22 protein-coding genes are annotated in these 22,520 nt (G+C 66.1%); 3 read left to right on the top strand and 19 right to left on the bottom strand.

Going from position 1 to position 22,520, the window contains the following annotated elements; translation table 11 throughout:
• Positions 1-159: 159 nt before the first annotated feature.
• The 11 genes from HZB86_10675 to HZB86_10625 all read right to left on the bottom strand — a co-directional run bounded on the left by HZB86_10675 (position 160) and on the right by HZB86_10625 (position 14,898).
• Positions 160-1,356, bottom strand: a complete 1,197-nt coding sequence (locus HZB86_10675) for a DUF1329 domain-containing protein (protein MBI5905988.1) — start codon at positions 1,354-1,356, stop codon at positions 160-162.
• 40 nt (positions 1,357-1,396) lie between these two features.
• A complete protein-coding gene (locus HZB86_10670; protein MBI5905987.1) occupies positions 1,397-2,779 on the bottom strand; it encodes a hypothetical protein in 1,383 nt (460 codons plus the stop codon).
• A gap of 117 nt (positions 2,780-2,896) precedes the next feature.
• A complete protein-coding gene (locus HZB86_10665; protein MBI5905986.1) occupies positions 2,897-4,447 on the bottom strand; it encodes an AMP-binding protein in 1,551 nt (516 codons plus the stop codon).
• Between the two features lie 11 nt (positions 4,448-4,458).
• Entirely contained in the window at positions 4,459-5,280 is an 822-nt protein-coding gene (locus tag HZB86_10660; protein MBI5905985.1) for a glucose 1-dehydrogenase, read from the bottom strand.
• Positions 5,281-5,306: 26 nt separating this feature from the next.
• Positions 5,307-6,557 carry an acyl-CoA/acyl-ACP dehydrogenase gene (locus HZB86_10655; GenBank protein MBI5905984.1) on the bottom strand — a complete coding sequence of 417 codons (1,251 nt, stop codon included), beginning with the start codon at positions 6,555-6,557 and terminating at the stop codon, positions 5,307-5,309.
• A 44-nt stretch (positions 6,558-6,601) separates the two neighbouring features.
• Positions 6,602-7,822, bottom strand: a complete 1,221-nt coding sequence (locus HZB86_10650) for a thiolase family protein (protein MBI5905983.1) — start codon at positions 7,820-7,822, stop codon at positions 6,602-6,604.
• A 22-nt stretch (positions 7,823-7,844) separates the two neighbouring features.
• Complete coding sequence (locus tag HZB86_10645; protein ID MBI5905982.1) at positions 7,845-9,215, bottom strand: AMP-binding protein; 1,371 nt, start codon at positions 9,213-9,215, stop codon at positions 7,845-7,847.
• A gap of 98 nt (positions 9,216-9,313) precedes the next feature.
• Positions 9,314-10,327, bottom strand: a complete 1,014-nt coding sequence (locus tag HZB86_10640; protein MBI5905981.1) for an electron transfer flavoprotein subunit alpha/FixB family protein — start codon at positions 10,325-10,327, stop codon at positions 9,314-9,316.
• A gap of 24 nt (positions 10,328-10,351) precedes the next feature.
• Positions 10,352-12,337: an FAD-dependent oxidoreductase gene (locus HZB86_10635; protein MBI5905980.1), complete on the bottom strand. Its 1,986-nt coding sequence runs from the start codon at positions 12,335-12,337 to the stop codon at positions 10,352-10,354.
• Between the two features lie 159 nt (positions 12,338-12,496).
• Entirely contained in the window at positions 12,497-13,165 is a 669-nt protein-coding gene (locus HZB86_10630) for a response regulator transcription factor (protein MBI5905979.1), read from the bottom strand.
• The gene (locus HZB86_10625; protein MBI5905978.1) at positions 13,162-14,898 is read right to left on the bottom strand and encodes a hypothetical protein; all 1,737 of its coding nucleotides are present in this window, start codon (positions 14,896-14,898) and stop codon (positions 13,162-13,164) included. The genes HZB86_10630 and HZB86_10625 overlap by 4 nt, the downstream gene beginning before the upstream one ends.
• 196 nt (positions 14,899-15,094) lie before the next feature.
• Here HZB86_10625 and HZB86_10620 point away from each other — a divergent pair, with 196 nt between their 5' ends.
• Entirely contained in the window at positions 15,095-15,472 is a 378-nt protein-coding gene (locus HZB86_10620) for a hypothetical protein (GenBank protein ID MBI5905977.1), read from the top strand.
• On the opposite strand, the gene HZB86_10615 is transcribed toward HZB86_10620, so the two are convergent.
• On the bottom strand, positions 15,444-16,634 hold the full coding sequence (locus tag HZB86_10615; GenBank protein MBI5905976.1) for an OFA family MFS transporter: 1,191 nt from the start codon (positions 16,632-16,634) through the stop codon (positions 15,444-15,446). The two genes, HZB86_10620 and HZB86_10615, sit on opposite strands and share 29 nt — an antisense overlap.
• 29 nt (positions 16,635-16,663) lie before the next feature.
• Complete coding sequence (locus HZB86_10610; GenBank protein ID MBI5905975.1) at positions 16,664-17,356, bottom strand: FKBP-type peptidyl-prolyl cis-trans isomerase; 693 nt, start codon at positions 17,354-17,356, stop codon at positions 16,664-16,666.
• 248 nt (positions 17,357-17,604) lie between these two features.
• On the opposite strand from HZB86_10610, the gene HZB86_10605 reads away from it, so the two are divergent.
• On the top strand, positions 17,605-18,675 hold the full coding sequence (locus HZB86_10605; GenBank protein ID MBI5905974.1) for a branched-chain amino acid aminotransferase: 1,071 nt from the start codon (positions 17,605-17,607) through the stop codon (positions 18,673-18,675).
• A 311-nt stretch (positions 18,676-18,986) separates the two neighbouring features.
• On the opposite strand, the gene HZB86_10600 is transcribed toward HZB86_10605, so the two are convergent.
• From HZB86_10600 to maf, 5 genes are read right to left on the bottom strand one after another with little or no spacing between them, the layout of a single operon-like run.
• On the bottom strand, positions 18,987-19,283 hold the full coding sequence (locus HZB86_10600; protein ID MBI5905973.1) for a DUF167 domain-containing protein: 297 nt from the start codon (positions 19,281-19,283) through the stop codon (positions 18,987-18,989).
• Complete coding sequence (locus HZB86_10595; protein MBI5905972.1) at positions 19,280-19,579, bottom strand: YggT family protein; 300 nt, start codon at positions 19,577-19,579, stop codon at positions 19,280-19,282. Before HZB86_10595 ends, HZB86_10600 begins: the two co-directional genes overlap by 4 nt.
• Positions 19,580-19,596: 17 nt before the next feature.
• Entirely contained in the window at positions 19,597-20,403 is an 807-nt protein-coding gene (gene proC, locus HZB86_10590; GenBank protein MBI5905971.1) for a pyrroline-5-carboxylate reductase, read from the bottom strand.
• Complete coding sequence (locus tag HZB86_10585) at positions 20,400-21,128, bottom strand: YggS family pyridoxal phosphate-dependent enzyme (protein ID MBI5905970.1); 729 nt, start codon at positions 21,126-21,128, stop codon at positions 20,400-20,402. The genes proC and HZB86_10585 overlap by 4 nt, the downstream gene beginning before the upstream one ends.
• Positions 21,125-21,754 (bottom strand): septum formation protein Maf, encoded by a 630-nt coding sequence (gene maf, locus HZB86_10580; GenBank protein ID MBI5905969.1) that lies wholly within the window; start codon positions 21,752-21,754, stop codon positions 21,125-21,127. Before maf ends, HZB86_10585 begins: the two co-directional genes overlap by 4 nt.
• Positions 21,755-21,816: 62 nt before the next feature.
• Between maf and HZB86_10575 the strand changes: the two genes are divergently transcribed.
• Positions 21,817-22,218 (top strand): YjbQ family protein, encoded by a 402-nt coding sequence (locus HZB86_10575; GenBank protein ID MBI5905968.1) that lies wholly within the window; start codon positions 21,817-21,819, stop codon positions 22,216-22,218.
• A gap of 2 nt (positions 22,219-22,220) precedes the next feature.
• On the opposite strand, the gene HZB86_10570 is transcribed toward HZB86_10575, so the two are convergent.
• The coding region (locus tag HZB86_10570; GenBank protein ID MBI5905967.1) for a hypothetical protein at positions 22,221-22,520 on the bottom strand (300 nt) is incomplete at its 5' end.

Genomic DNA, 22,520 nt, shown 5'->3' with positions numbered 1-22,520 from the left:
GGGAAGGGATCGGGGGGGTTCCCCCTTTTCCCTTCCCAATCCTCGGAGGAGGGTCGGTCCGTGCCGCATCCGGCGGAGGGAGCCGGGATGCGGCATTTTCCCTCCCCAACCGTGAACGCGTGGCCGGGGACCCGCACCCCCGCGCCGCGCGTCGGGATCCTACCTCGACTGGGTCTGCAGTTTCGTCGTCGTGAAGTCGCTTTCCTTCTGGCCGATGTTCGTCTTCAGCACGGCGTTGTACGCCATGGATCCGCGCTTGGCGATCAGGTCGAACATGTTCTGGTAGTAGTTGAACATCACGTGGTCGTTCTTCTTCACCGTCAGCCCCGCCTCGTTGTACTTCCAGAGCTGCCCCCTGCGGTCCCAGAGGTCGTTCGAGCACACCGCGAAGCTGTCCGCGTCCACGTAGATCCGCCGCTTCCCGTACACGTAATCCTTGTCCTTGTTCACGCCGTCGACGATGTAGACTTCCTTCAGTTCGTACCGCAGATCGTCGGGAGCCGGGATCTTCCCCGCATACTTCGGATTGTTGGAGAGGGGATGGTACGCCACGTACATCTCCTTCTTCCCGAGCAGGGTCCAGTTGTAATCGGAGACCTTTCCCGAGAATCCGCGGTAGTCGTCCCACGTGAAGTCCGTGCCGCCGAACGTGTCTCCGCGCTGCGCCACGGAGATGCGGCGGACCCTGCGGATGGTCGGGATGTACATCCACCCGTCGTCCCCCTTGGTGGCGCTCTGGTACCGGGCGGTGAGCAGGGCCAACCCGGCAAGGTCCTCGGGATACGAGATCCCCTGGATCTCCTTCACCGCCACGCCGTCGGGATTCGCTATCGACGGCATCGGCGCCTGCTTCACGCGCCCCTGGTATGCGAGGCGCCGGTAGTACCCGAGGAGCTTCTTCTGCTTCCCGGTGGAACTGATCGCGTCGATGTCGTACGTGGTCCAGAAGAAATCGTCCCCGGAATACTTGTACTCGTAGTTCCACATCACCTCGGCCCCGGTCTTCGGATCCGGGAAAGGCAGGCCCGCCGTGTAGTTCTCGAGTCCGCCCTGCTTGTTGATCCGGGCCGTCCCCTTGTACTTTTCCGTGGCCTCGACGTACTCCTTCGGGAACGTGTAATCGTGTACGGTGTCGTACACGGGAACGACGTATCCCCACTCCTTCACCAGCTGGTAGACCCCGAGGGCCAGCTTGTCCTTGTACTGTTCCACGTTCGATTTATCGATCCGGAACTTCACCTCTCCGCCGAGATAGCTTTTCTCCCGGGTCGATTCCGCGGAGTACGCCGTGGAGAGCGACCCGATGAACACCGATCCGACGATGAAGGCAGTAAGGACACGCAAGAACCTTTTCATCATTTCCCTCCCGTCCGTGGCCTGTTCGGCAGGCTGTTGGTTATTGGAATGAGTACTTGAGATCGATGTACGCCTCGCTCCGATCGCTGAACGGGTCGAAGAATCCGCGTCCGTCCTTGTGCCCCCAGAACTTGTTCCACGCGAGGGAAACGCTGAAGTTGTCGCCGTACTTGAGGTTGACCATCGGCCGCATCCACCCCGCCCCGATCACGTCGTAGAAGACGAAGAAGGAGGGGGTCAGGATGGCGTTGGGGATGAGATACGTGTACGGCGTCGAGATGAAGCCGGAAATCATCGTCTGGGAGTCCTTTTTCCCGGGCGCGGCGCTGTCGCCGAACATGATGGTGGTGTCGTCCGGGGAGAGGACCTGCTTGTAGAACACCTGGAAGCTCAGGAACGAGGACTCGGAGTTGATCGGGAGGTACGTCGGGCGGTCCGCTCCCAGCATGAAGGCGATCGTGTTCTTCTTGGAGATGAAGTTGGGCTTCGTGAAATCCGTGTGCGGCTCGTCCTGGTTGTACACCGCCTCCCCGCGGAACACCGTCTTCACGGGATCGGCGAACACGTTGAACGTGCCGCCGATGGAGTTCACGAACGGGTGGGCGAACTCCAGCCCGGTGGAGGAGAGCTCCGGCGAGGGCATCTCGAACCGGTGGTAGTAGTCGTAGAGGGACACGTCCAGGCCGGACCCGAGGGTGGTTTTCACCTTCCCGCCGACGGAGCCGTTCCGCACGTTCGTGTCGTACTTCTTCTCCGGGATCCCGCCGATCCCGGCGCCCGGGAACTCCCAGAAGGTGCCCACGCCCGCCCACTTGGCCGGCTTGAAGCTGACGGGGGCCCATACCAGTTCCAGGTCCGTCTTGGGCGCGACACCGTAGATCGCCCGGATCATCGGGAGCCCCTGGCGGATATCCTGCCAATCCTCGAGGAAGTAGTGCCACGAGAAGTCGAGCGGGTTGATGATGTCGGCCAGCCGGAGTCCGTCGGACTCGCCCCAGACCACCTGCTGTTTCCCCAGCCGCACGAACAGCGGCCCCCTGCGGACGTCCACGTACAGCTCGCGGATCTCGTTTTCCAGCCTCTGGTCGTCGACCACGGCCGGGGGGAACTTCTCCTGCCCCTTGAAATCGAACGATGCGTCGTACGCGCCGCGCCAGCGGCTGTACACCTTGAGGCCCGGATTCACGGTGTACGTGCCCTCCACCTGGAGGAACGACTTGGACAGCTCGACCTCTCCGCTCTTGAACTGGTCGCCGCCCAGCCCGCCTTTCGGGTTCTCCGTCCGGACCGCGGTGATGTGGCGCACGAATCCCTTCAGCTCGAAATTCCCGTCCAGCAGCGTGTACCCGGATGCGCTGCTGGAGTAAAAAAAGAGCACGGCAAACGCAAGTACGAGACTGCCTCCCCCTCCCGACTTTTTCATTCCGTCCTCCTCCTCGTTTTCTCTACCCGACAACCGATCGGTGCGGTATCCCTGTGGCCAAATTTATAAAATAGGGGTTGATTCCCAACAATCCTGCGGAGGTGTAGAAAACACCGCTCAAAGGGGGGGGACCCGCTGCTCCGGAACGGGACGCTTGCGGAGTTCGAACCGCCGGATGCTCCCCGCCACGGTTTTCGGGAGCCCGGGGACGATTTCGACGAACCGGGGCACCAGGTGCGGCGGCATCCTTTCCTTGCACCACGCGATGACCGCTTCCCCGGAGAGGGTCCCGCCGGGGCGGAGAACGAGGAACAGCCGGACGATCTCGTCGTCCAGCTCCGCGAGGACGCCGGTCGCCGCCGATTCCAGCACCTCGGGGTGGGAGTTGACCACCCTCTCGATGTCGACGCAGGGAAACATCTCCCCTCCGTGCCGTATGCAATCCGCCTTCCGGTCGAGGAAGTAGAAATCGCCTTCCGTATCCACGTACCCCCGGTCGCCGGTGTGGAACCAGCCGTTGGGCATGTACTCCGCCGTCCGGTCGTGCTCCCGGTAATACCCCGGGAAGGTCGCCTCCCGGACCCGGGGACGCAGCACGATCTCCCCGGAAAGCCCCGTCGGCAGCTCCTCCCCGAATTCGTCTACGATCTTCACCTCGTAGGACGGCAGCGGCCTTCCGATCGCCCCCTCCTTCGCCCGTTCCCCGGAATTGGCGATGCACATCCCTCCGCACTCGACCAGGTGGAATCCCTCCGCCACTTCGACGGCGAACCGGTTCTCGAACGCCCTTCGCACGAATCCGGAGATCGCGCCCCCGAAAGCGAGGCGCGCGGGATTCGACGCGTCCTCCGGCGACGGTTCCAGCGCGAGCAGGCGGTCGATCATCGAACCCGCGTAGTCGAACACGGTCGCTCCGCTGCGCCGGATTTCGTTGAAAAACGTCCGGGCGTCGAAACCGTCCGCGAGCACGATCGGGCGTCCGCCGATCAAGGCTCCCACGACCATGAGCGTCTGGGTCTGGATCCTGGCGAGGGGAAGGGCCGTGTAGAATACGTCGTTTTCCCCCGGACGCACCACGTTCTCCGACCAGACCCTTCCGGAATGCAGGTAGTTGCGCTGGGAAAGCATCGCGCCCTTGGGGAGCCCGGAGGTGCCGGGCGTGTAGACGATCGACATGACGTCGGAAGGATCCGTCGCCGGGAACCGGGCCGCCGCGGAGAACGCCCCCACCGTCTCCCGGTAATCCAGGAAACCCGGGGGGGAGGCTCCCGCTTCTCCGATCCACAGCTTTTTCCGTATCTGCGGCGATTTCCGGAGCCGATCCTCGATCGAGGGACAGGCGGAACCCTCCACCGCGAACACCGTTGCGTCGGAGTGGCTCGCGACGTAGGACACGGAATCCGGTTCCAGGGAGGGCTCCAACGGCACCATGATGGCGCCCAGCTTCGCGATCCCGAACCAAAGCTCGACGAATTCGGGCCGGTTCGCGGTCATCAGGCAGACCTTGTCCCCCCGCCGGACCCCGATCTCCCGCAACAGGTTGGCGGCCCGGTTGCTCCGCTCGTCCATCCATCCGAAGGTGACGACCCCCTCCCCGAACCGCAGGAAGGGCGAATCGCCGATCGATTCCGCTTTTTCCCGGAGAATCCGGGAGACCGCAGACGGCACGTCCCGCCCTCTCATACCGCCGTGAAACCCCCGTCCACGGTGAGTTCGGTGCCGGTGATGAAACCGGACGCGTCGGAGGAAAGGAACAGCACGGCCGCCGCGATGTCGAGGGGATTTCCGATGTGGCCCGCCGGGGTGAGCCCCCTGCAGTACTCGATCGCCTTCTCCCGGTCGCCGTCGAAGAAGTGCGCCGCCACCGAGGCGAAGAACCGTTCGGCCATCTGCGTCGTCCCGATGAACCCGGGGTGGACGGAGTTCACGCGGATGCCGTATCCCGACTTCGCACACTCGACGGCGACGGCTTTGGAGAGGTTCCGCACCCCTCCCTTGGAGGAGCAGTACGCGGACAGGAACGGGAATCCGATCAGGCCGGCGATCGACGACAGGTTGATGATGGATCCGCCTCTTCCGGCGGCTCCCCCCGGCATCATGGCCCGGACGGCGGCCTTCATCCCGAGAAAGACCCCGTCCAGGTTCACGGAGTGCAGGGCGCGCCACTCCTCGAGGCGGGTCTCCAGGATCGGCCGCACGATCTCGACCCCGGCGTTGTTCACCAGGATGTCGAACCCGCCGAACCGTTCCAGGATCGACTTTACTCCGGCCTCCCAGCTCTTCTCGCCGGCGACATCCAGCAATCCGAACTCGGCGTCGCCTCCCGCCCGGCGGATCCCCTCGACCACCTCCCGTCCTTCCTTTTCGAGCACGTCCGTGGCGAACACCTTGGCGCCGGCCAGCGCCAGCGTCTTTGCGCAGCACGCTCCGATCCCGCGGGACGCGCCCGTCACCAGGGCGGCCTTCCCGTCCAGTCGAAACGAAACGCATTCCTCCGTCATTTCGCCTCCGGTATTCCCCGGATGGATCACGGTTTGCCCGCCCTGGGGTAGGTGTCCTTCAGGAAATAACCCGCCATCGCCAACAGGGTGTTGCTCTCCCCGTCCTCGATCGTCAGCGCCCGGGAATCCCTCCAGAACTTCTCGACCGGGTACTCCTTGGTCAGCCCGTTCGCCCCGTGCAGCTGGACCGCCTCGTCGATGACTTCCCGCGCCATTTCCGTGCACGTGACCTTGGCGGCGTATGAATATTCGGGGTACGGCGGGTGGACGTTCAGCGCCAGGTTCCAGACAGCGCGGCTGGTCGCGCGGATCGCCTCGACCTTACCGAACATCCGGGCGATCCGCACTTTCGTGAGGTAATGGTCGATCAGGACCTTCCCGCCCTGGACCCTTTCCTTCGTGTACCGGAACGCCTCGTCGAACGCCGCCCGCGCCAACCCGATGGCGAACAGCGTCATGGCGGCGTTGCCGAACGCGAGGTTGTTCGCGAGCCAGACGGTGTAATTCTCGGGCCCCACGAACATGTACCGCTTCGGGACCCGCACGTCGCTGAAGAACAGCTCTCCCTGGGGAAGATCCCGCTGCCCCACCTTCTCGAGCGCTTTCCCCCGGGATACTCCGGGGAGATCCAGCGGGAGAATGAAGACCCCGCCTCCCGCCAGGCCTTTCGTCGAATCGACCGTGGCGTTGAGCATGCAGTGCGTCGCGATGGGACCGCATGTCACCCAGGCGGACTTCTGCCCGTTGAGCACCCATTCGTTCCCGTCCAGCCGGGCCTGGACGTTCATCCTCGCACCGGGGACGGAAAAGAACGGCTCGCCCACGTTGATCGTGTCGGAGCCTCGGTCCGGTTCGGTGACGGCCCAGCAGGCGGTGATGTCCGGGACGCTGGTCCTGCAGTACGGCTCCACGAACTCCTCGATGAGCCCCGGGTCCCCGGACTGCAGGATCTTGAAGAACGGCCACGAAGCCAGCAGGATGATTCCCGAAAGCCCCAGGCTTCCCCAGATGATCTCCTCGTTCAGCAGGTGTCCTTGCAGCGGTGTGAACCCCCCCCCTCCGAGTTCCGGCGGGAACATCGCCTTGTGGTACCCCATCGCGTACGCCTGCCGCAGGAATTCCCACGTGGGGGAACTCCTGGCCACGGCGTCCTCGGCGCTCAACCGATCGACCTCCTTTGCGATCGGCCGCATCACCTCCCTGGCGAATTTATGGGCGGTCGCCTTGACCTCTTTGTCTTCCCACGACAGATCGAGGTTCATGTCGAGGTAGGGCATTTCACCGGTGCTCCTTTCCCCTGGAATCGAACGTCGATTTCGATTTACCGCTTGAAGACGTGCAGGGCCATCGCGGCAGCGTCCGCGCCGAGGATCCCGCCGCCGTTGTGCGTCATCCCGGTCCTGGGAGCCTGGACCTGGCGCCCGCCCGCCTCGCCCCGGAGTTGCGTCACGATCTCGAAGATCTGCCCCGCGCCCGTCGCGCCGACCGGGTGGCCCTTGGTCTCCAGCCCGCCGGAAGGATTGGTCGGCATGGCCCCCGTGATCTCGAGGGCCCCCTCCTCGATCCATTTGCAGGCGTCGTCTCCCGGACAGATGCCGAGCTGGATCAGCGACATGATCTCGGAAGGTGCGGTGGCGTCGTGGACCTCGATCACGTCGACGTCTTCCGGTCCGATCCCCGCCTGCTCGAAGACCCCCGGAGCGAGCACGCCGGCCACGGCCTCCTCATCGGCGTGCAGGGACCCGCTCCCGACTTTCGAGGCGGCGACCCAGACCGGCTTCCGGGAGAGCTTCCTGGCCACGGACCTCGAGCAGAGGACGCACGCGGCTGCCCCGTCGCCGATGGGCGCGCACATCATCCGCGTCAGGGGGAATACGACTTCTCCCGAGGCGAGCACTTCCTCCATCGTTACTTCGTTCTGGTATTGGGCGTGCGGGTTCCTCGATCCGTTCCTGTGGTTCTTGACCGAGATCCGCGCGAAATGTTCCCGGGTCAGGCCGTACTTCTCCATGTACGGCCGGACCCAGTAGGTGTACATGTCCATGAAGATGCTGCGGTCGGTGCCGCTGCCGGCCTGGAGGATTCCCGCCTTCTGCCCCTTCCGCGCGGCGAAGTCCTGCAGGAACGTGCCGCCGCTTTCGACGTCGATTCCCGTGGACAGCGCGCGGAACGACCGCTGCTTGTCGGGGTGGAACAGCTTCTCGAATCCGACCACCAGGACGCAGTCGTACGCCCCCGAGGCCACCCCCTGCCAGCCGAGATGGAACGCGGTGGAGGAGCTGGCGCACGCGTTCTCCACGTTGAACACGGGGATCCCCTCGATGCCCAGGGGGCTCAAGGTCACCTGCCCCCGGATCATCTCCTGCCCGGTCATGAGGCCCGCGGCGGCGTTCCCCACGTAGGCGGCCCCGAAGTCGGCGGTCCGGGCCCCGGAATCCTTCATGGACCCCGTGACCGCCTCGCGCACCAGCTCCTTGATGCCCTTGTCCGGGAACTTCCCGAACCGGGTCATCCCGACCCCCACGACCGCGACGTCCCGCACGGGAGAGCTCCTTGCTCCGGTCCTACGACTCGTACTGTTTTTCCAGGAGCTGGGTCTTCTTCGACGCCCGTTCCAGAGAGAACGGCTTGAGCCAGGCGATGGAGGGCCGGACGTGGAGCATCCGGTGCATCTTTTCCACGATTTCCCGCTCCAGGCCGGGCAGGTCGGCTTCCCGGATCCCCTCGCCGGATTCCACCTTGAGTTTCAGCGGCGGCACGACCCGGGGCGGCTTCTCCGTCAGGACGATCCGGAACGCCCCGGTGATGCGGGGCACGAAACCGTTGATGACCCCCTGGATGGCGGCCGGGTATACCGGGGTGCCTTTCACCTTGAGCATGTCGTCCGCCCTGCCGACGATCTTGTACCGGAATCCGCTGAGACCGCAGGGGCACGGCTCGGTGAAGACCTGGTGGATGTCGGAGAGCGTGAACCGGAGATGGTGGAAGAAGATGCCGGCCTCCGGGTCCAGCGGCGTGAAGCAGGCCTGCCCGATCGCTCCGTGCGTCATGGGGATCGGTTCCAGGGTCTCCGGGTCCACCAGCTCGTAGAAGCAATGGTCGTCGGCGATCCAGTGCATTCCCTGGTACTCGGGGTGGTCGCAGGAGACCCCGTACCCGGCGCCGATGTCGAAGACCTTCGCGCCGTATTCGGTTTCGAGGCGGCTCCGGATTTCCGGGATCCCCGCGCCGGGCTCGGCCCCGAGGAGCAGCATCTTGAGCCCCAGGCTTTTCACAGGGGCGCCCAGCACCTCGGGGGCCCGCTCGATCAGGTGAAGCGCGAGGGAGGGCGTGCCGGAGAAGATGTTGGCCTTGAAGAGCTTCATGAAGTTCAGGATCCGCTCGGTACCCGCTTCGGCCCCGATGGGGATCAAGGTGACCCCGTGGCTTCGCTTGTACCAGAACAGGTGGGGCGTGCCCGCGGCATGCATGCTCAGGCCGAAGCCCACGGCCAGCTTGTCCCCGGGCCGCATCCCCGCGCGCCACCCGATTCTCCCGAAAAGCTCGGCCATGGTGTCCGTGGTCTTGTGGAACACCGGGTACGGGGTCGGAACTCCCGTCGTCCCGGAGGTGGTCGTCAGCAGGTACAGGTCGTCCATCCGGTCCTTGCCGAACAGGTGGCGCCACACCAGGTCCATGTCGAGGTTGAACTCCTCGAAGACCCGCCGGAAATCCGCCTGCCCCACCGGCGCAAGGGCCCGCCGGAAATCCGCCAGGCTTCGGATGTCCTCGGGTTTCACGCCCGCCGCCTCCATACGGCGCCGCTCGAACGGGACATTTTCAAAGCAGTATCGGATCGACCGCGGAAGCTTCCGCTCCTGGCTCTCCCGGATCTCGGGGGTGTTGAGAAGCGGCTCCACTTCCAGGTTCCAATACTTTCGGGACGGCTGTGTCATTTCGCTCTCCTGATGGCTTCCGGACGATCCGCCAGGCTCCTTCCATTTAAGCCGATGGGGACGAACCGGCAATCCCGCTAAAGGGTAGTAAACGGGACTCAAAAGAGGATCCCCCCGCTCCGGATGCGGTCGATCAGCGCCGGCAGGACCTCGCGGAGGTCTCCGACCACCGCGAGATCGGCAAGCGCAAGCATGGGAGCGTTGCGGTCCGTGTTGATGGCCACGACCGTCCTGGAATCCCGCATGCCGACCACGTGGGCGTTCGCCCCGGAGATGCCGCAGGAGATCAACAGGCCGGGGGAAACCGCCTTGCCGGATTGACCGATCTGCCGTTCCCGCCCGATGCACCCCAGGTCGACCGCCGCCCGGGTTCCCGCCACGGAGGCCCCGATCGCCTCCGCCAGCTCCTCGATCCATCGGAAACCGTCCTCGCCGCACGCGCCTTTTCCGCCCGCGACGATCGTTTCCGCGTCCGTGATGTCGACGGTCCCGGGGTCCGCCCGCTCGTGGCCGACGACGCCGACCCTCCTTCGCGCTCCCCCGCCGGGCAGCACCCGGAGGTCGATCCGCACGATCTCCGGAGGCGTCGCCGGTCCTGCGGCCGCTTCTTTCGATCCGCCGGCCCCGGGCGCGAGGATCGCCATCTGCGGCCTGGCGTTCCTGCACACGGCGGTGACGTGGACCTTCCGTCCGTGGGTGAGCCTCCGGGCGGCGAGAAACCCGTCCGGGGACCATTCCAGCCTGTCGCATTCGGGAAAAAGAGGCGCCCGGACTCTGGCGGCGACCCTCGGGGCAAGGTCCCTCCCCGCGTCCGTCGCCGGAAACAGGAAGACGGACGGGTCGTGCCGGCCGACCAGCCCGGAGAGGATGCCCGTCAGGAATTCGGGCGAATGCCGGCCGATCCGCTCCCCCTCCGCCCAGAACACCCGGTCGGCGCCGTGCCGCCCCGGCACGGCGACGACCTTCTCCGCCCGCCCGCCAAGGAGCACGACGGTGACCCGCCCCCCCGCCCTCTGATCGGCCAGCCGCCGTGCCGCCCAGATCGGCTCCAGGGAGGATTCCGGCAGCTCCCCCTTCTTCTCCTCCGCGTACGTCCAGATCTCCCCGCTCATGGCCCTCCCGCCTCCGTCGAGGGCCTATATCTCCATCCCGGCCTTGTACCCCTCGTAGATGGCGTTGATGACGCGGCGCGGGGCCAGGCAATCCCCGATCCTGCGCAGCTCCTTCACCCTGCCCTTCAGCTCGTCGTAGAGTCCCCCCTCGGAACGGCGCCAGTAGCAGGTCACCAGCGTGTCGGCCTCGAGGATCTCGTCCTTTTCCGTGAAGACGTTCCGGATGGTGACGCGCCCCGGCGCCGCCTTCTTGACCTCGAAGTCGCTGATCTTCCGGACCCCCTTCGCCGTCATGTTCCACGTCTGGATCGCGTGCGTGGGTTTGTCGATGTCGTACGGGTTCGCCGACAGCAGCCGGAACGGCAGGGGCATGACCAGCGTGACGTCCTTTCCCCGATCCGCGAGGTACTCCGCGGTGATCATCCCTTTCATGTAGTTCTGGAAGTCGGCGATCACCACCTTGTCCCCGGTCTCGGCCCTCCCCTCGATCACGTCCTCCGCCGTGACGACGTGGGCGCCGTCCTCCACCCGTATCGCCGCATCCGGACCCACCGTGCCCGCCGCGGTCCCGCCGAACGGCACGGATCCGGTTGCGACGATGACCGCGTCCGGATTTTCGGCCAGAACGAGGGCGGCGGTGGCCTCGGTGCCGGTACGGACGGTCACCCCCAGTCGCTTCAGTTCATGCGCAAGGAACCGCACGCACTGGCTCCATTCCTGCCGCGCCGGCAGTCTCGCCGGGACGAGGATGGCTCCTCCCAACTCCGACTTTCTTTCGAACAGCGTCACCCGGTGGCCCCTCGCCCGGGCGGCCGCCGCCGCCTTCATCCCGGCGGGCCCACCCCCGATGACCACGACGTTCTTCGGCCGGGGCGCCGGTTCGAGCCGGAACACCCCTTCCCTGCCCGTCTCCGGGTTCTGCATGCAGGTGATCGGCTGATGGTGCTCGATCCGCTCCCAGCACCCCTCGTTGCAGGCGATGCAGAGCCGGATGTCGTCGATCCGGCCGGCCCGGGCCTTGTTCGGCATCTCCGGGTCGCAGATGGAGGCCCGGGTCATGACCACCATGTCGGCCTCGCCGTTCCGGATGATGTTGTCTGCCATCACGGGATCGTTGATCCGGACGGCGGCGAACACGGGGATGTCCACCACCTGCCGGATCTCGGCGGCCATGTACACAAAAGATCCCGCCGGGACCATCATCGGTCCGACGAACGGAGCGATGGACCGGTACGTGCCTCCCGAAATGTTCAGGTAGTCGATCTTCCCCGTCTCCGCCCAGACGGGGGCGATGACCTTCATGTCGGCGAGTTTCAGCCCCGCGGGGATCATCTCGTCCCCGCTGACCCGGAGTCCGACGACGAATTCTCCCCCCACGGCTTCGCGGACGGCATCGATCAGTTCCATCCCGAACCGCATCCGGTTCTCCAGGCTGCCGCCGTACCGGTCCGTTCGAATGTTGGAGTAGGGAGAGAGGAACTGCTGGGGCAGGTAGCCGTGGGCGAAATGCAGTTCGACGCCGTCCAGCCCGCCCTCCTTGCAACGGAGGGCGAAATCGACGTAGTCCTTTACGGCTTGCCGGATGTCGTCCTCGTCCATCGCCGCGGGCGCCTCCCCCTGACCCGCGGAGACGATCTGGGAAGGGCACTGGGCATTCGCCCACGAGTAGAACCCGGTCTCCTGGTGCCCGTTGTGCCAGGCCTGGACCATGAGTTTCGACCCATGGGCATGCACGGCATCGGATATCTTCCGATACCAGGGGACGATTTCGTCCCTCCAACCCTGGATGACCGACGGGAAGAGCCAGGAGTGGGGGCTCACCGCGGCGGCCCCCATCACGATGAGACCGTACCCTCCCTTCGCCCGGGCCTCGTGGTACCGAAGCTCCCGTTCGTTGGGCAGGCTGGCTTCTCCGGCCATTCCGTTTACATGGCCCGAGATGAGGATCCGGTTCCTGATCTCGCAATGGCGCAGCTTGATGGGGGAAAAAAGGTCCGGCAGATTGGACATGCAAATCCTCCCGATCCGACGTTGATGGGTGCGATCCGCTGCAAGGCGGGCGGGCACATGGGACACGCCGCCCACCTTACAATCCGGCGGATGGGGCCCCGTGGGCAATCCTGCGAACGGGTCGAATCGAAGGCTCGAAAGGGGGGGAGGGGGGAGCCGTCAGGTCCCCGGCTTCTGGGAGATGAGGCTGCTGCTGACCGCCTTGTACACGGCTTCGGACCGCGACCGGGCGCCCAGCTTCCGGAAGATGGCCTTCACGTGGAACTTGACCGTGTACTCGGACAGGTGGACCTTCGACCCGATTTCCTTGTTGCTCAAGCCCCGGCTGATGAGGTCGAGGATCTCGAATTCCCTCGTCGTCAGCCGTTCCTCGGGCGGAGGGGCGGATTCCTTCGCGGCTAGCCGGGGTTTTCTCACCGCCTCCCGGATGATGGTCATCGTGACCGCCGGGTCCAGGAACGACTTCCCCTCGTACACCGCGTGGACGATCTTGTGCAGCTCCTCTTTCCCGATGTTCTTCAGCAGGAACCCGGCGGCGCCGGCCCGGAGCCCCTCGACGATGTACTCTTCCTCGTTGAAATTCGTCAGCAGGATCACCTTGATGTTCGGCACCTTCTCGTTCAGGATGCGGGTCGCCTCGATCCCGTTCATCCCCGGCATCCGGATGTCCATGAAGACGATGTCCGCCGCCCCGGATCCGAGCAGGTGGATCGCATCGAGCGCCCGGGACGCCTCCCCCACCACGCGGATCTCCTTGTCCAGCTCGAGGATCTGCTTCAGGCCCGCCCGGATCACGTCGTGGTCATCGACCAGGTAGACCTTGATCAACGGTATCTCCCGGTACCGTCCATGGGAATCTTCCCCTGGACGATGAATCCGCCCCGGTTCTTGAATCCGTATCGCATCCTGCCTCCAACCGCTTTCGCGCGTTCGTCCATGATGACGAGCCCGAAATGGCTCTTCCCGATCTCCTTCTTCCTCGGGACCCGCTTCGCTTTCCCGGTGCCGAAATCCTCCACGAGGAAGGACAGTTCCGCGTCGCCGCACTCCAGGAGGACCCTCGCCCGGTTCGAATCGGAATGTTTCTTTATGTTTTCCATCGCTTCCTGGAGTATCCGGAATACGCTCGTCTGCTTGTCCGAGGACATCCTGGAGAAATCCCCCCGGATGTCGAGCTCGATCTCCATCGAATTTTCCTTGCGGAAATTATTCACGAATTCCTCGATCGTCTTCTTTACCCCGAGTTCGTCCAGCATCAACGGCCTCAATCCGTATACGATGCGCCGGCCCTCCTTGATGGAGTCGTTGACGTAGGACTTCAGCGCGACGAACGAATCGTAGTCGGTGTCCTTGACGGCGGGCGTCGTTTCTTCCAGGTACAGCAGCTTGAACCAGATGCCCGTAAGCCGCTGGATGATGGTGTCGTGGATCTCGGCCGATATCTTCTTCCGCTCCTCTTCCTGGAGGGAAATGATTCGACCGGCCAGGCGCTGGAGCATCCTCTGGCTTTTCCTGAGCTCGGTGAGGTACTGGTTCCTCGCCATCGCCTGTGCGATCTTGGACACCACGGAGAGGATGACGTAGGAATCGGCGCCGAACAGCTGCCCGTTCAGCTTCCCCGTGTTGATGGACAGGAAGCCGTAGAACTTGCTCTCGGTGTAGATCGGGACCACGAGCCAGTACCCGATCGGGATGGTCTCGATGCTCTCAGAATTCACCGGGAACTGCTTCCTGCCGTGGTGGTCCACGAGGGACGGCACGCGCACCTGGACCATCTTCTTCAGGATCTCGTCCATCCTTTCGCTGATGAACAGCTCGAGGGCGACCGTCGAGCTTCCCACCTGGGTCGTGGGGTGGAATCGCCTGCTAGAGCCGCTGCCGTTGTCGATCGTCAGGATCACGTGGGCGGCGCCCAGGATGTTCGACACTTCGTTGATGAAGATCTGGCTGAAGTCGGAGATGCTCGAATTGTCGTCCAGGGTGTTTCCGAGCTTGTAGAGACCCTCGATCTGCTTGCTTCTTTTCTCGATGATCTCGTCCCGGGTTTTCAGGAACGATTCGGAAACGACCTCCTTCACCTTCCCGTAGACGAAATTCAGCACGATCACTTCCTCGTGAAGATCCTTCAGGTTCATTTCCGTGCTGGAATAGTCGGAATAATGGTTGATGAACTCCCTCGTGATGGCCTGTTCCATGATGGTGTGGACCTTCAGCGTGTTGTGCAGCGGGACCTTCTGTACGACCCGGATGTACCCCGTGCGGATCTGATCCTCGATGAGCGGCTGGATGTCTCCGCGCAACGCCTTCTGGATCAGCCCCAGGACCATCGCGGTCCTTCTCTGGCCTTCGGCCGAGTCGGCCATCAGGATCCGGTACTCTTCCTTCAGGTCCGCCTTGCGGATCGCCTGGAACGTCGAGCGGAGGATCTGCTGTTTCCGTTCCGAGATGGACTGGACGAGAAGGTGGGGGACGCGGAAGCCCGCTTCGTGGATGGCGTTTTTCGAGCGCGGCGGGAACGCCGCGTCGGCCGTACCCTTCCTGTCGATCTGCAAGCCGCTCATCGGTGACGACCGTGGTGTCTTCGTTGTATTCTCGATAACGTCGTTTTGTTATCTTCCTGCAACCTTCCCGCTCCTGTCAAGCAGCCCGGCGGAATCGCCCCGCGGACCTTCCTCGCAGGAACGGACCGGCGTGCTCTGCTCCTTGCCCCCGCTTCCCGGGATCCTGGGGTAATATATGGCCCGGGGGGGGCGCCCGATGGAGACGAGGAAATTCCGCTGGAAGCTGTGGCTGGGAGGGTTCCTGCTGACGCCGGTCCTGCTGTTCGCGCTGTACACGTGGCTCGCCCTCACGTGGACGTTCGCCAGCGGAGAACGCGCCGGCTACGTGCAGAAACTGTCGAAGAAGGGTTGGGTCGTGAAGACGTGGGAGGGGGAGCTGCTGATGGTTGCCATGCCCGGCACGACGCCGGAGAAGTTCTTCTTCACCGTCCGGGAGGACGCGGTCGCGGAACGGATCAACCGGCTGATGGGGAAGCGCGTGGCCCTCTCCTACGCCCAGCACAAGGGGATCCCGACCACGCTCTTCGGGGAGTCGGAATATTTCATCACGGACGTGAAGGCGCTCGAACCGTAGCCATCACCACCGCCGCCGTCGCGGCGAGCAGCGCGGCGATCCGGAAGGCGACGGCGTAGCTCTTCGTGGCGTCGAAGATCCACCCCCCCGCCATCGGACCGATCACCCCGGCGACTCCCCAAGCCGTCAGGAGCAGACCGTAGTTGTTCCCCAGGTTCCGGATCCCGAAGAAGTCGGCGGTCGTGGAAGGGAAGACCGCCATCTGCGTTCCGTAGCAGTACCCGATGAGGAACACGACGGCGAACAGCGCGGCGACGGTCGCGACCCCGGGGGCGAGAAGTAGGAGGAGGACCGTTGCGGCCATCCCGAGGACCAGCGTCCGGACCCTCCCGGCGTGGTCCGACATCCACCCGGAACCGATCCGCCCGCACCCGTTTCCGATCGCGAGCACCCCGACGGAGACGGCGGCGTCCCTCGGGGAAAATCCTGCTCCCTGCGCGAACGCCGCCAGGTGCCCGATCACCATCAACCCGGCCGCGGTCCCGAAAGCGTACCCGATCCACATCCGGAAGAACGCCGCGGTACGCGCCATCTCCGCGGGGCGGAAATCGCCGCCGCGGGCGTGCCCGCCGCTTTCCGCCGGCGGATTCCAGCCGGGAGGCCGCCACCCGGCCGGGGGATTCCGCAGGAGCGCCGACCCCGCCGTCCCGAGGACGAGGAACCCCGCGCCGAGGATTCCGAACGTGTCGCGCCAGCCGAAACGCTGGATGAGGTAGCCGGCCAGCGGCGCGATGATCGCGCCGCCCGCCCCGTACCCCATCACCATCATCCCGGTGACCAGCCCCCTGCGGTCCGGGAACCATCGGATACCTACCGACAGCGGGCACACGTACCCGAGTCCGCTGGCGAAACCGGCCAGCCCGCCGCACGAAGCGTATAGCCACGCAAGGGAATCGGTGTACCGGCAGAGGAAGATCCCGACCGAGAAGAGGACGGCCCCGGTAAATGAAACCGCCGCGGGACCCCGGCGATCCTGCCACCGCCCCCCGATCAGCACCCCCGCGGTGATGAAGGCCACCAGCAGGGTGAAGGCGAACGAGAGCTCGGACCGGCTCCACCCGAACTCCCGCTGGAGGGGGGGGATGAACACGCTGTACGCGTAGCCGGCGCCCAGGCAGATGTTCAGCGCCACGCCCCCGGCGACGCGAAGCCACCGGTTCACCCCGGCCCCCTACTCCCCCGGTGCGCGCCTCACTTCACGGAGATCAGTTCGACCTCGAAGACGAGCGTCGCGTTCGGTCCGATGTCGCGGCCCGCCCCCCGCTCCCCGTACGCAAGGGAAGACGGGATGAAGAGCTGCCACTTGGATCCTTCCTTCATCAACTGGAGCGCCTCGGTCCAGCCGGGGATGACGCCCGACACCGGGAACGTCGCCGGCTCGCCGCGCTTGTAGGAGCTGTCGAACTCGGTCCCGTCGATCAGCGTCCCCTTGTAGTGCGTGGTCACGGTGTCCGTCGCCTTGGGCGACTTTCCGGTGCCCGCGGTGATCTCCTTGTACTGCAGCCCGCTCGCGAGGGTCTTTACTCCCTCCTTTTTCCCGTTCTCCGCGAGGAACTTCTCGCCGTCCGCCTTGTTCGTGTCCGCCTTCTGCTTCATGGCCTCCGCCTGTTTCGCCATCATTTTTTTCTGGAAATCGAGGATCGTCTGCTTCCCCTCTTCCTCCGTGAGCAGCGTCTTGCCGCCGGTGTAGGTATCCTTGAACCCCTTCGCCAGCGCGTCGGCGTCCACCTCGATCGCCTGCCGCTTGAGGTTTCCGCCGATGTCCATTCCGATGCTGTAGCCGAGCTTCTCCTTCTCTCCCTGGAGCGCCGGCGCGTCCGCAGCGAACGCCGCCCCCGAAAGCGCGACCATGGCGCACATCGTCGTCGCAAACCGTTTCATCATCCTTTTCGCCGCTCCTTTCCTCGTGTCGTCCGATCGATTCCTCGATGAAAAACCTTACCCATCTTACACGCCGTGCGGGCCAACCCCAAGGAGATTCCATCCCAAAGACCGGGATCCGGCCGGTGCGCGCCCTCGCCCGGCGCACCTTTCCGGATCCGCGGGTTTGCGGTATAAATATCACCCGTGCGCCGGGTCCGCTCCGCGCATCGACCACATCACGCCCGCCGCGCGCGGGAACGGGAGACGGGATGAAGATCGCCGTGACCAAGGCGCCCCCGGAGGCGCGACGCGAAAAACCCGCGAACGGGGAAAAGCTCGGGTTCGGGAACCGGTTCTCGGACCACATGTTCCTCATGGACTACGCCCGGGGGGAGTGGCGCGCGCCGCGCATCGTCCCCTACGGTCCGCTGTCTCTCCCCCCGTCCTCCATGGTGCTGCACTACGGCCAGGAGATCTTCGAGGGGTTGAAGGCGTACTACGCCGGGGACGGTTCGATCTGCCTCTTCCGGCCGGAGAAGAACGCGGAGCGGATGAACCGCTCCGCCGCCCGCATGTGCATGCCCGCGATCCCGCCCGCGGACCATGTCCAGGCCATCCGCGAACTGGTGAGCCTGGACCGCGAGTGGATCCCGCGCGAGCAGGGCGCATCGCTGTACATCCGCCCCACGATGATCGGCACGGAGGCGGGGCTCGGGGTGCGGCCGTCGGCCGAATACGTCTTCTTCATCATCACCGGCCCGGTAGGCGCGTACTACGCCCGCGGCTTCGACCCGGTGCGAATCCTCGTCGAGGAGCAGTACGTCCGCGCCGCCCGGGGGGGGGTGGGAGAGGCCAAGACCGGCGGAAACTACGCGGCCAGTCTGCTCGCCGCGAAGAACGCCAAGGAGAAAGGGTTCGACCAGGTCCTGTGGCTCGACGCGGCCGGCCATCGGTACGTGGAGGAAGTGGGCACGATGAACATCTTCTTCGTCCTCCGCGGGGAGCTGGTGACGCCTCCCCTCTCCGGATCGATCCTGCCCGGGGTGACGCGGGACACGGTGCTGACGCTGGCGCGGGAGTGGAAGATCCCGGTGGCGGAGCGCCCCGTCGGCATCGAAGAGGTCCTCGATGGAGCCGGGGACGGGACGTTGTCCGAGGCGTTCGGTTCGGGGACGGCGGCGGTCATCTCCCCGGTGGGCGCCTTCTCCTTCCGGGGGAAGGAGGTGGCGGTGAACGGAGGGAAGGCGGGGGATCTCGCCGTCCGCCTCTTCCGCGAGATCACCGGGATACAGTACGGAGAGAAGAAAGACCGTCACGGGTGGATCCACCGGGTGGAATGACCCCGGCGGGTGCGCCATTTTCCGCATCCATGCCGATGATCGTTCCCGCCGGGGACGGTAACTGCCTGATTTCCCGAATCCGCGGCGAACCACGACGGTGCGGCACCAACATTGCTGTTAACCGGGCCGTAGCGGATGCGCCGCGTGAAAACGCAGCGTTTCCCTGCCCCCAGCCGGAGGGTTGGAGCTTTCTCACCCCAGAAAACCCTCCGGCCCCCCTTTTTTTTTCCAACCCCTCCCGTGCGGTCGTTCCCTCCCCGAAACCGGGGGGGGAACGCACCGTGCTCCGTCGCACGCGGCGATCGAACGACTTACGGAGTTTGCGGGGCGGGAGCGAGCCGGGCGAGGGCCTCTTCGGTCGTCATCCCATCGACGCGGACGACCTTGCTTCGACCCCGCGCGCCGACGGCCAGGGTGACGCGCCCCCGGGGCACGCCGAGCGCCTTCGCGAGGAACCGCACCAGCGCCTCGTTCGCCTTCCCCTCCACCGGGGGGGCGGACAGGCGGATCCGCAATACGCCCCCCTCGAATCCGGCCACCCCTTCCCTCGACGCGCGGGGAACGACGCGGACCGGGAGAGTGGCGACCGGCTCAGCGGGCCGGCTCACGGCATCCGGAGGGCGAGGTCGAAGAGGGTCCGGACGATGAACCGCTGCAGGAACACGATGATGAGGACGGCGACCATCGGTGCGAAGTCGATGGAGCCAGCGAACAGCGGCAGCCTCCTGCGGAGGATCGAAAGGACCGGCTCGGTCACGGAGTAGAGCGCGCGGACGATCGGGTTGTACGGATCGGGGCTCACCCACGAAAGGACCGCGCGAAGGATGAACGCCCACATGTACGCCCACAGGGCGTAATCGACGATCGTCGCCACCGCCTCCAGCAGGTTCTTCGCCACGAACATCCCCCGCGCCCCCCCTTTCAGGTCGAAAGCTCGCGGCACCGCTGCCACGCGGACAGCACCGCGTCCATCACCGTCGCGCGGAACGCCCCCCGTTCCAGCGCGGCGACTCCCGCGGCGGTGGTTCCGCCGGGGGACATCACCATGTCCTTCAGCTCCGCCGGGTGCTTCCCGGTCTCCCGGACCATCCGGGCGGCTCCCTCGAGCGTCGCCGCCGCCAGCAGATACGCCTCGTGGCGCCCCATCCCCGCGCGCACCGCGCCGTCGGCCAGCGCCTCGAGGAACAGGAACGCGTACGCGGGGCCGGAGCCGGACAGCGCCGTCACCACGTCGAGCAGCTCCTCCCGGGGCATCTCCGCCACCTCTCCGAACGAGGAGAACAGGGCGCGCACGCGCTCCCGGGTCCCCGCGTCCACGCCCGGGGGGAAGTACACCCCGGTGCTCCCCATGCCGACCTGCGCCGGGGTGTTGGGCATCGTCCGGACGATCTTCGCGCCTTCGCCCAGGCCCCGCTCGAAGACGGCGACCTTCGCGCCGGCCACGATGGAGACGATGATCTTCCCGCGGACCGCCCCCCGGGGGATTCCGGCGAGGACGGCCGGAAGAACCTGCGGCTTCACGGCGACCACGACGATGTCGCACGATGACAGCAGCGCCTCGACCGTGGCCGCGACGGTGACGCCGAACCGGTGCCGGAGCGCCTCGCCGCGCCCGGGGGCCGCGTCGTAGACGACCACGCGGTCCGCCGGGTACAGCTTCGCGGAGATCGCCCCCCGGATCATCGCCTCCCCCATGTTCCCCGCACCGATGAATCCCAGGCTCGTCATGTCCTCCCCCCCGCGCGCCGGACGCCGAAGAGCGCGGTCCCGATCCGAACCATCGTCGCCCCCTCCTCGATCGCCGCCTCGAAGTCGTTCGACATCCCCATGGACAGCTCCCGCAACCCCATCCCCGGGAACTCCCGGGCCAGCGCCTCGAGGAGCCCCCGCAACCGGGCGAAGTGCGGACGGCTCGCCGAGGGATCGTCCGCGTGCGGCGGGATCGCCATCAGGCCGGCGACTCGTACGCCCGGGAGGCCGCAGGCCGATTCCGCGACCGCACGGAGGGACGCGGGGGATATCCCCGCCTTGCTCTCCTCGGCGCCGACGTTCACCTCGAGCAGCGTCGGAACGACCTTCCCCGACTCCACGGCGCACCGCGAGATCTCCGCGAGCCGTTTCGGGGAGTCCGCCGTCTGGATCCAGGTGAAGAGCGACACGGCCCTGCGCACCTTGTTCCCCTGGAGCTTCCCGATCAGGTGCCACTCCGCGCCGGGCACGGACGGGATCTTCCCCTCCGCTTCCTGCACGTAGTTCTCCCCGAACACCGAAAGGCCCGCCGCGCGCGCCTCCAGGACCCGCTCGAGCGGCTGCGTCTTGGAGACCGCGACCAGCGTGACCGCCCCCGGGCGGCGACCCGCGCGCCGCTCGGCGCGGGAGATCCGGTCGTATATCCAAGCGACCCGTTCGCGGATCGGGGCGCCGTCTCCCGGCGCGTCGGGCGGCGGGATCATCCCCTCCCCCGCGCCGGCCCGTACCACGAGGGGCCCGACGGGGAGACGCGGATCAGGCGGGCGGAAGCCAGCATCGCGACGACCCGTGCCATCGGCAGCCCCACCACGTTGCTGAACGATCCGGCGACCCGGTCGATCAGGAGCATCCCCGCGCCCTGCGCCGCGTACGCGCCCGCCTTGTCGTCTCCCTCCCCGGTCCGCGCGTACCCCGCGACCTCCGCGGGGGAAAGCGCCCGGAACCGGACGCGGGACACCTCGACGGCGGTCTCCTCGTACCCCTTGGCCGCGCACAGCAGGGACACCGCGGTGTACACCCTGTGCTCCCGCCCCGCGAGAAGCGACAGCATCCGCCGCGCGTCGGCCCGGTCGCTCGGCTTCCCCAGGATCCGGCCGTCCCGCACCACGATCGTGTCCGCGGAGAGGACGTAAGCGTCCGGGTGCCGCTTCGCCACCCACAACCCCTTGTCGCGAGCCGCCCGACGGGCGAACCGGGCGGGCGGCTCCCCGCGCCGGGGGGTTTCGTCGACGCCGGACGGGATCACGCGGAACGGGACGCCGACCGTGGAGAGCAGCTCCCGGCGGCGGGGGGACTCGGAGGCGAGGATCAGGCGTACCGTCGGGGTCACGGGATTGCATTATAGGGGATTCGCGTGGTAAGAAGGAAGCACCGAACCCCTCGGAGAGACGAATGGCCTTCAAGACGATTTCGATCCGGACCGACGCCGACCAGCAGCTGGTGGACATCACCCAGCAGGTTCGGCTCGTCGTCCGCGAGAGCGGCGTCAAAAGCGGCGTCTGCCGGATCTTCATCCCCCACACCACGGCGGCCGTCACCATCAACGAGAACGCGGACCCGAACGTCCGGAAGGACATCCTCGCCCGCCTCGAGGAGATCGCCCCCGCGTCCGGCTCGTACCTGCACTCCGAGGGAAACTCGCACGCGCACATCAAGTCCAGCATCGTCGGCTCGAACGTGTCCGTGTTCGTCGAGGCCGGCCAGCTCGTGCTGGGGACCTGGCAGTCGGTCTTCCTCTGCGAGTTCGACGGCCCCCGGACGCGGAACGTCATGATCCGCGTTTCTGCCGGGTAGCCTCAACCCTTCCGGAACGCCTCGTACCGCGCCCGGAGCGCGTCCTTCCGGATCCCCCCCTCCACCACGTCCCAGGGGAAGGTCTCGTCCGCGCCTTTCTCCCGGTGGACGACCGACGCGAGCGCCCGCCCGTGTCCCGCGCCGGACATCGGATTCTGCCCTCCGCTCGCCCTTCGCAGATCCGCCTCCACGCGGCGGTCCGAAAGCCCGAGGTACCCCTGAAGCAGCGCTTCGCGTGGCCCCTCCGCCGTGCACCGGAGGTTGGGAACGGACCGGACGAACGCCGCGACGCCGTCCTCCCT

The sequence above is a fragment of the Deltaproteobacteria bacterium genome, from assembly GCA_016234845.1.
Classification (GTDB): domain Bacteria; phylum Desulfobacterota; class Deferrimicrobia; order Deferrimicrobiales; family Deferrimicrobiaceae; genus JACRNP01.
This window is presented reverse-complemented; position numbering and strand designations above follow the sequence as displayed.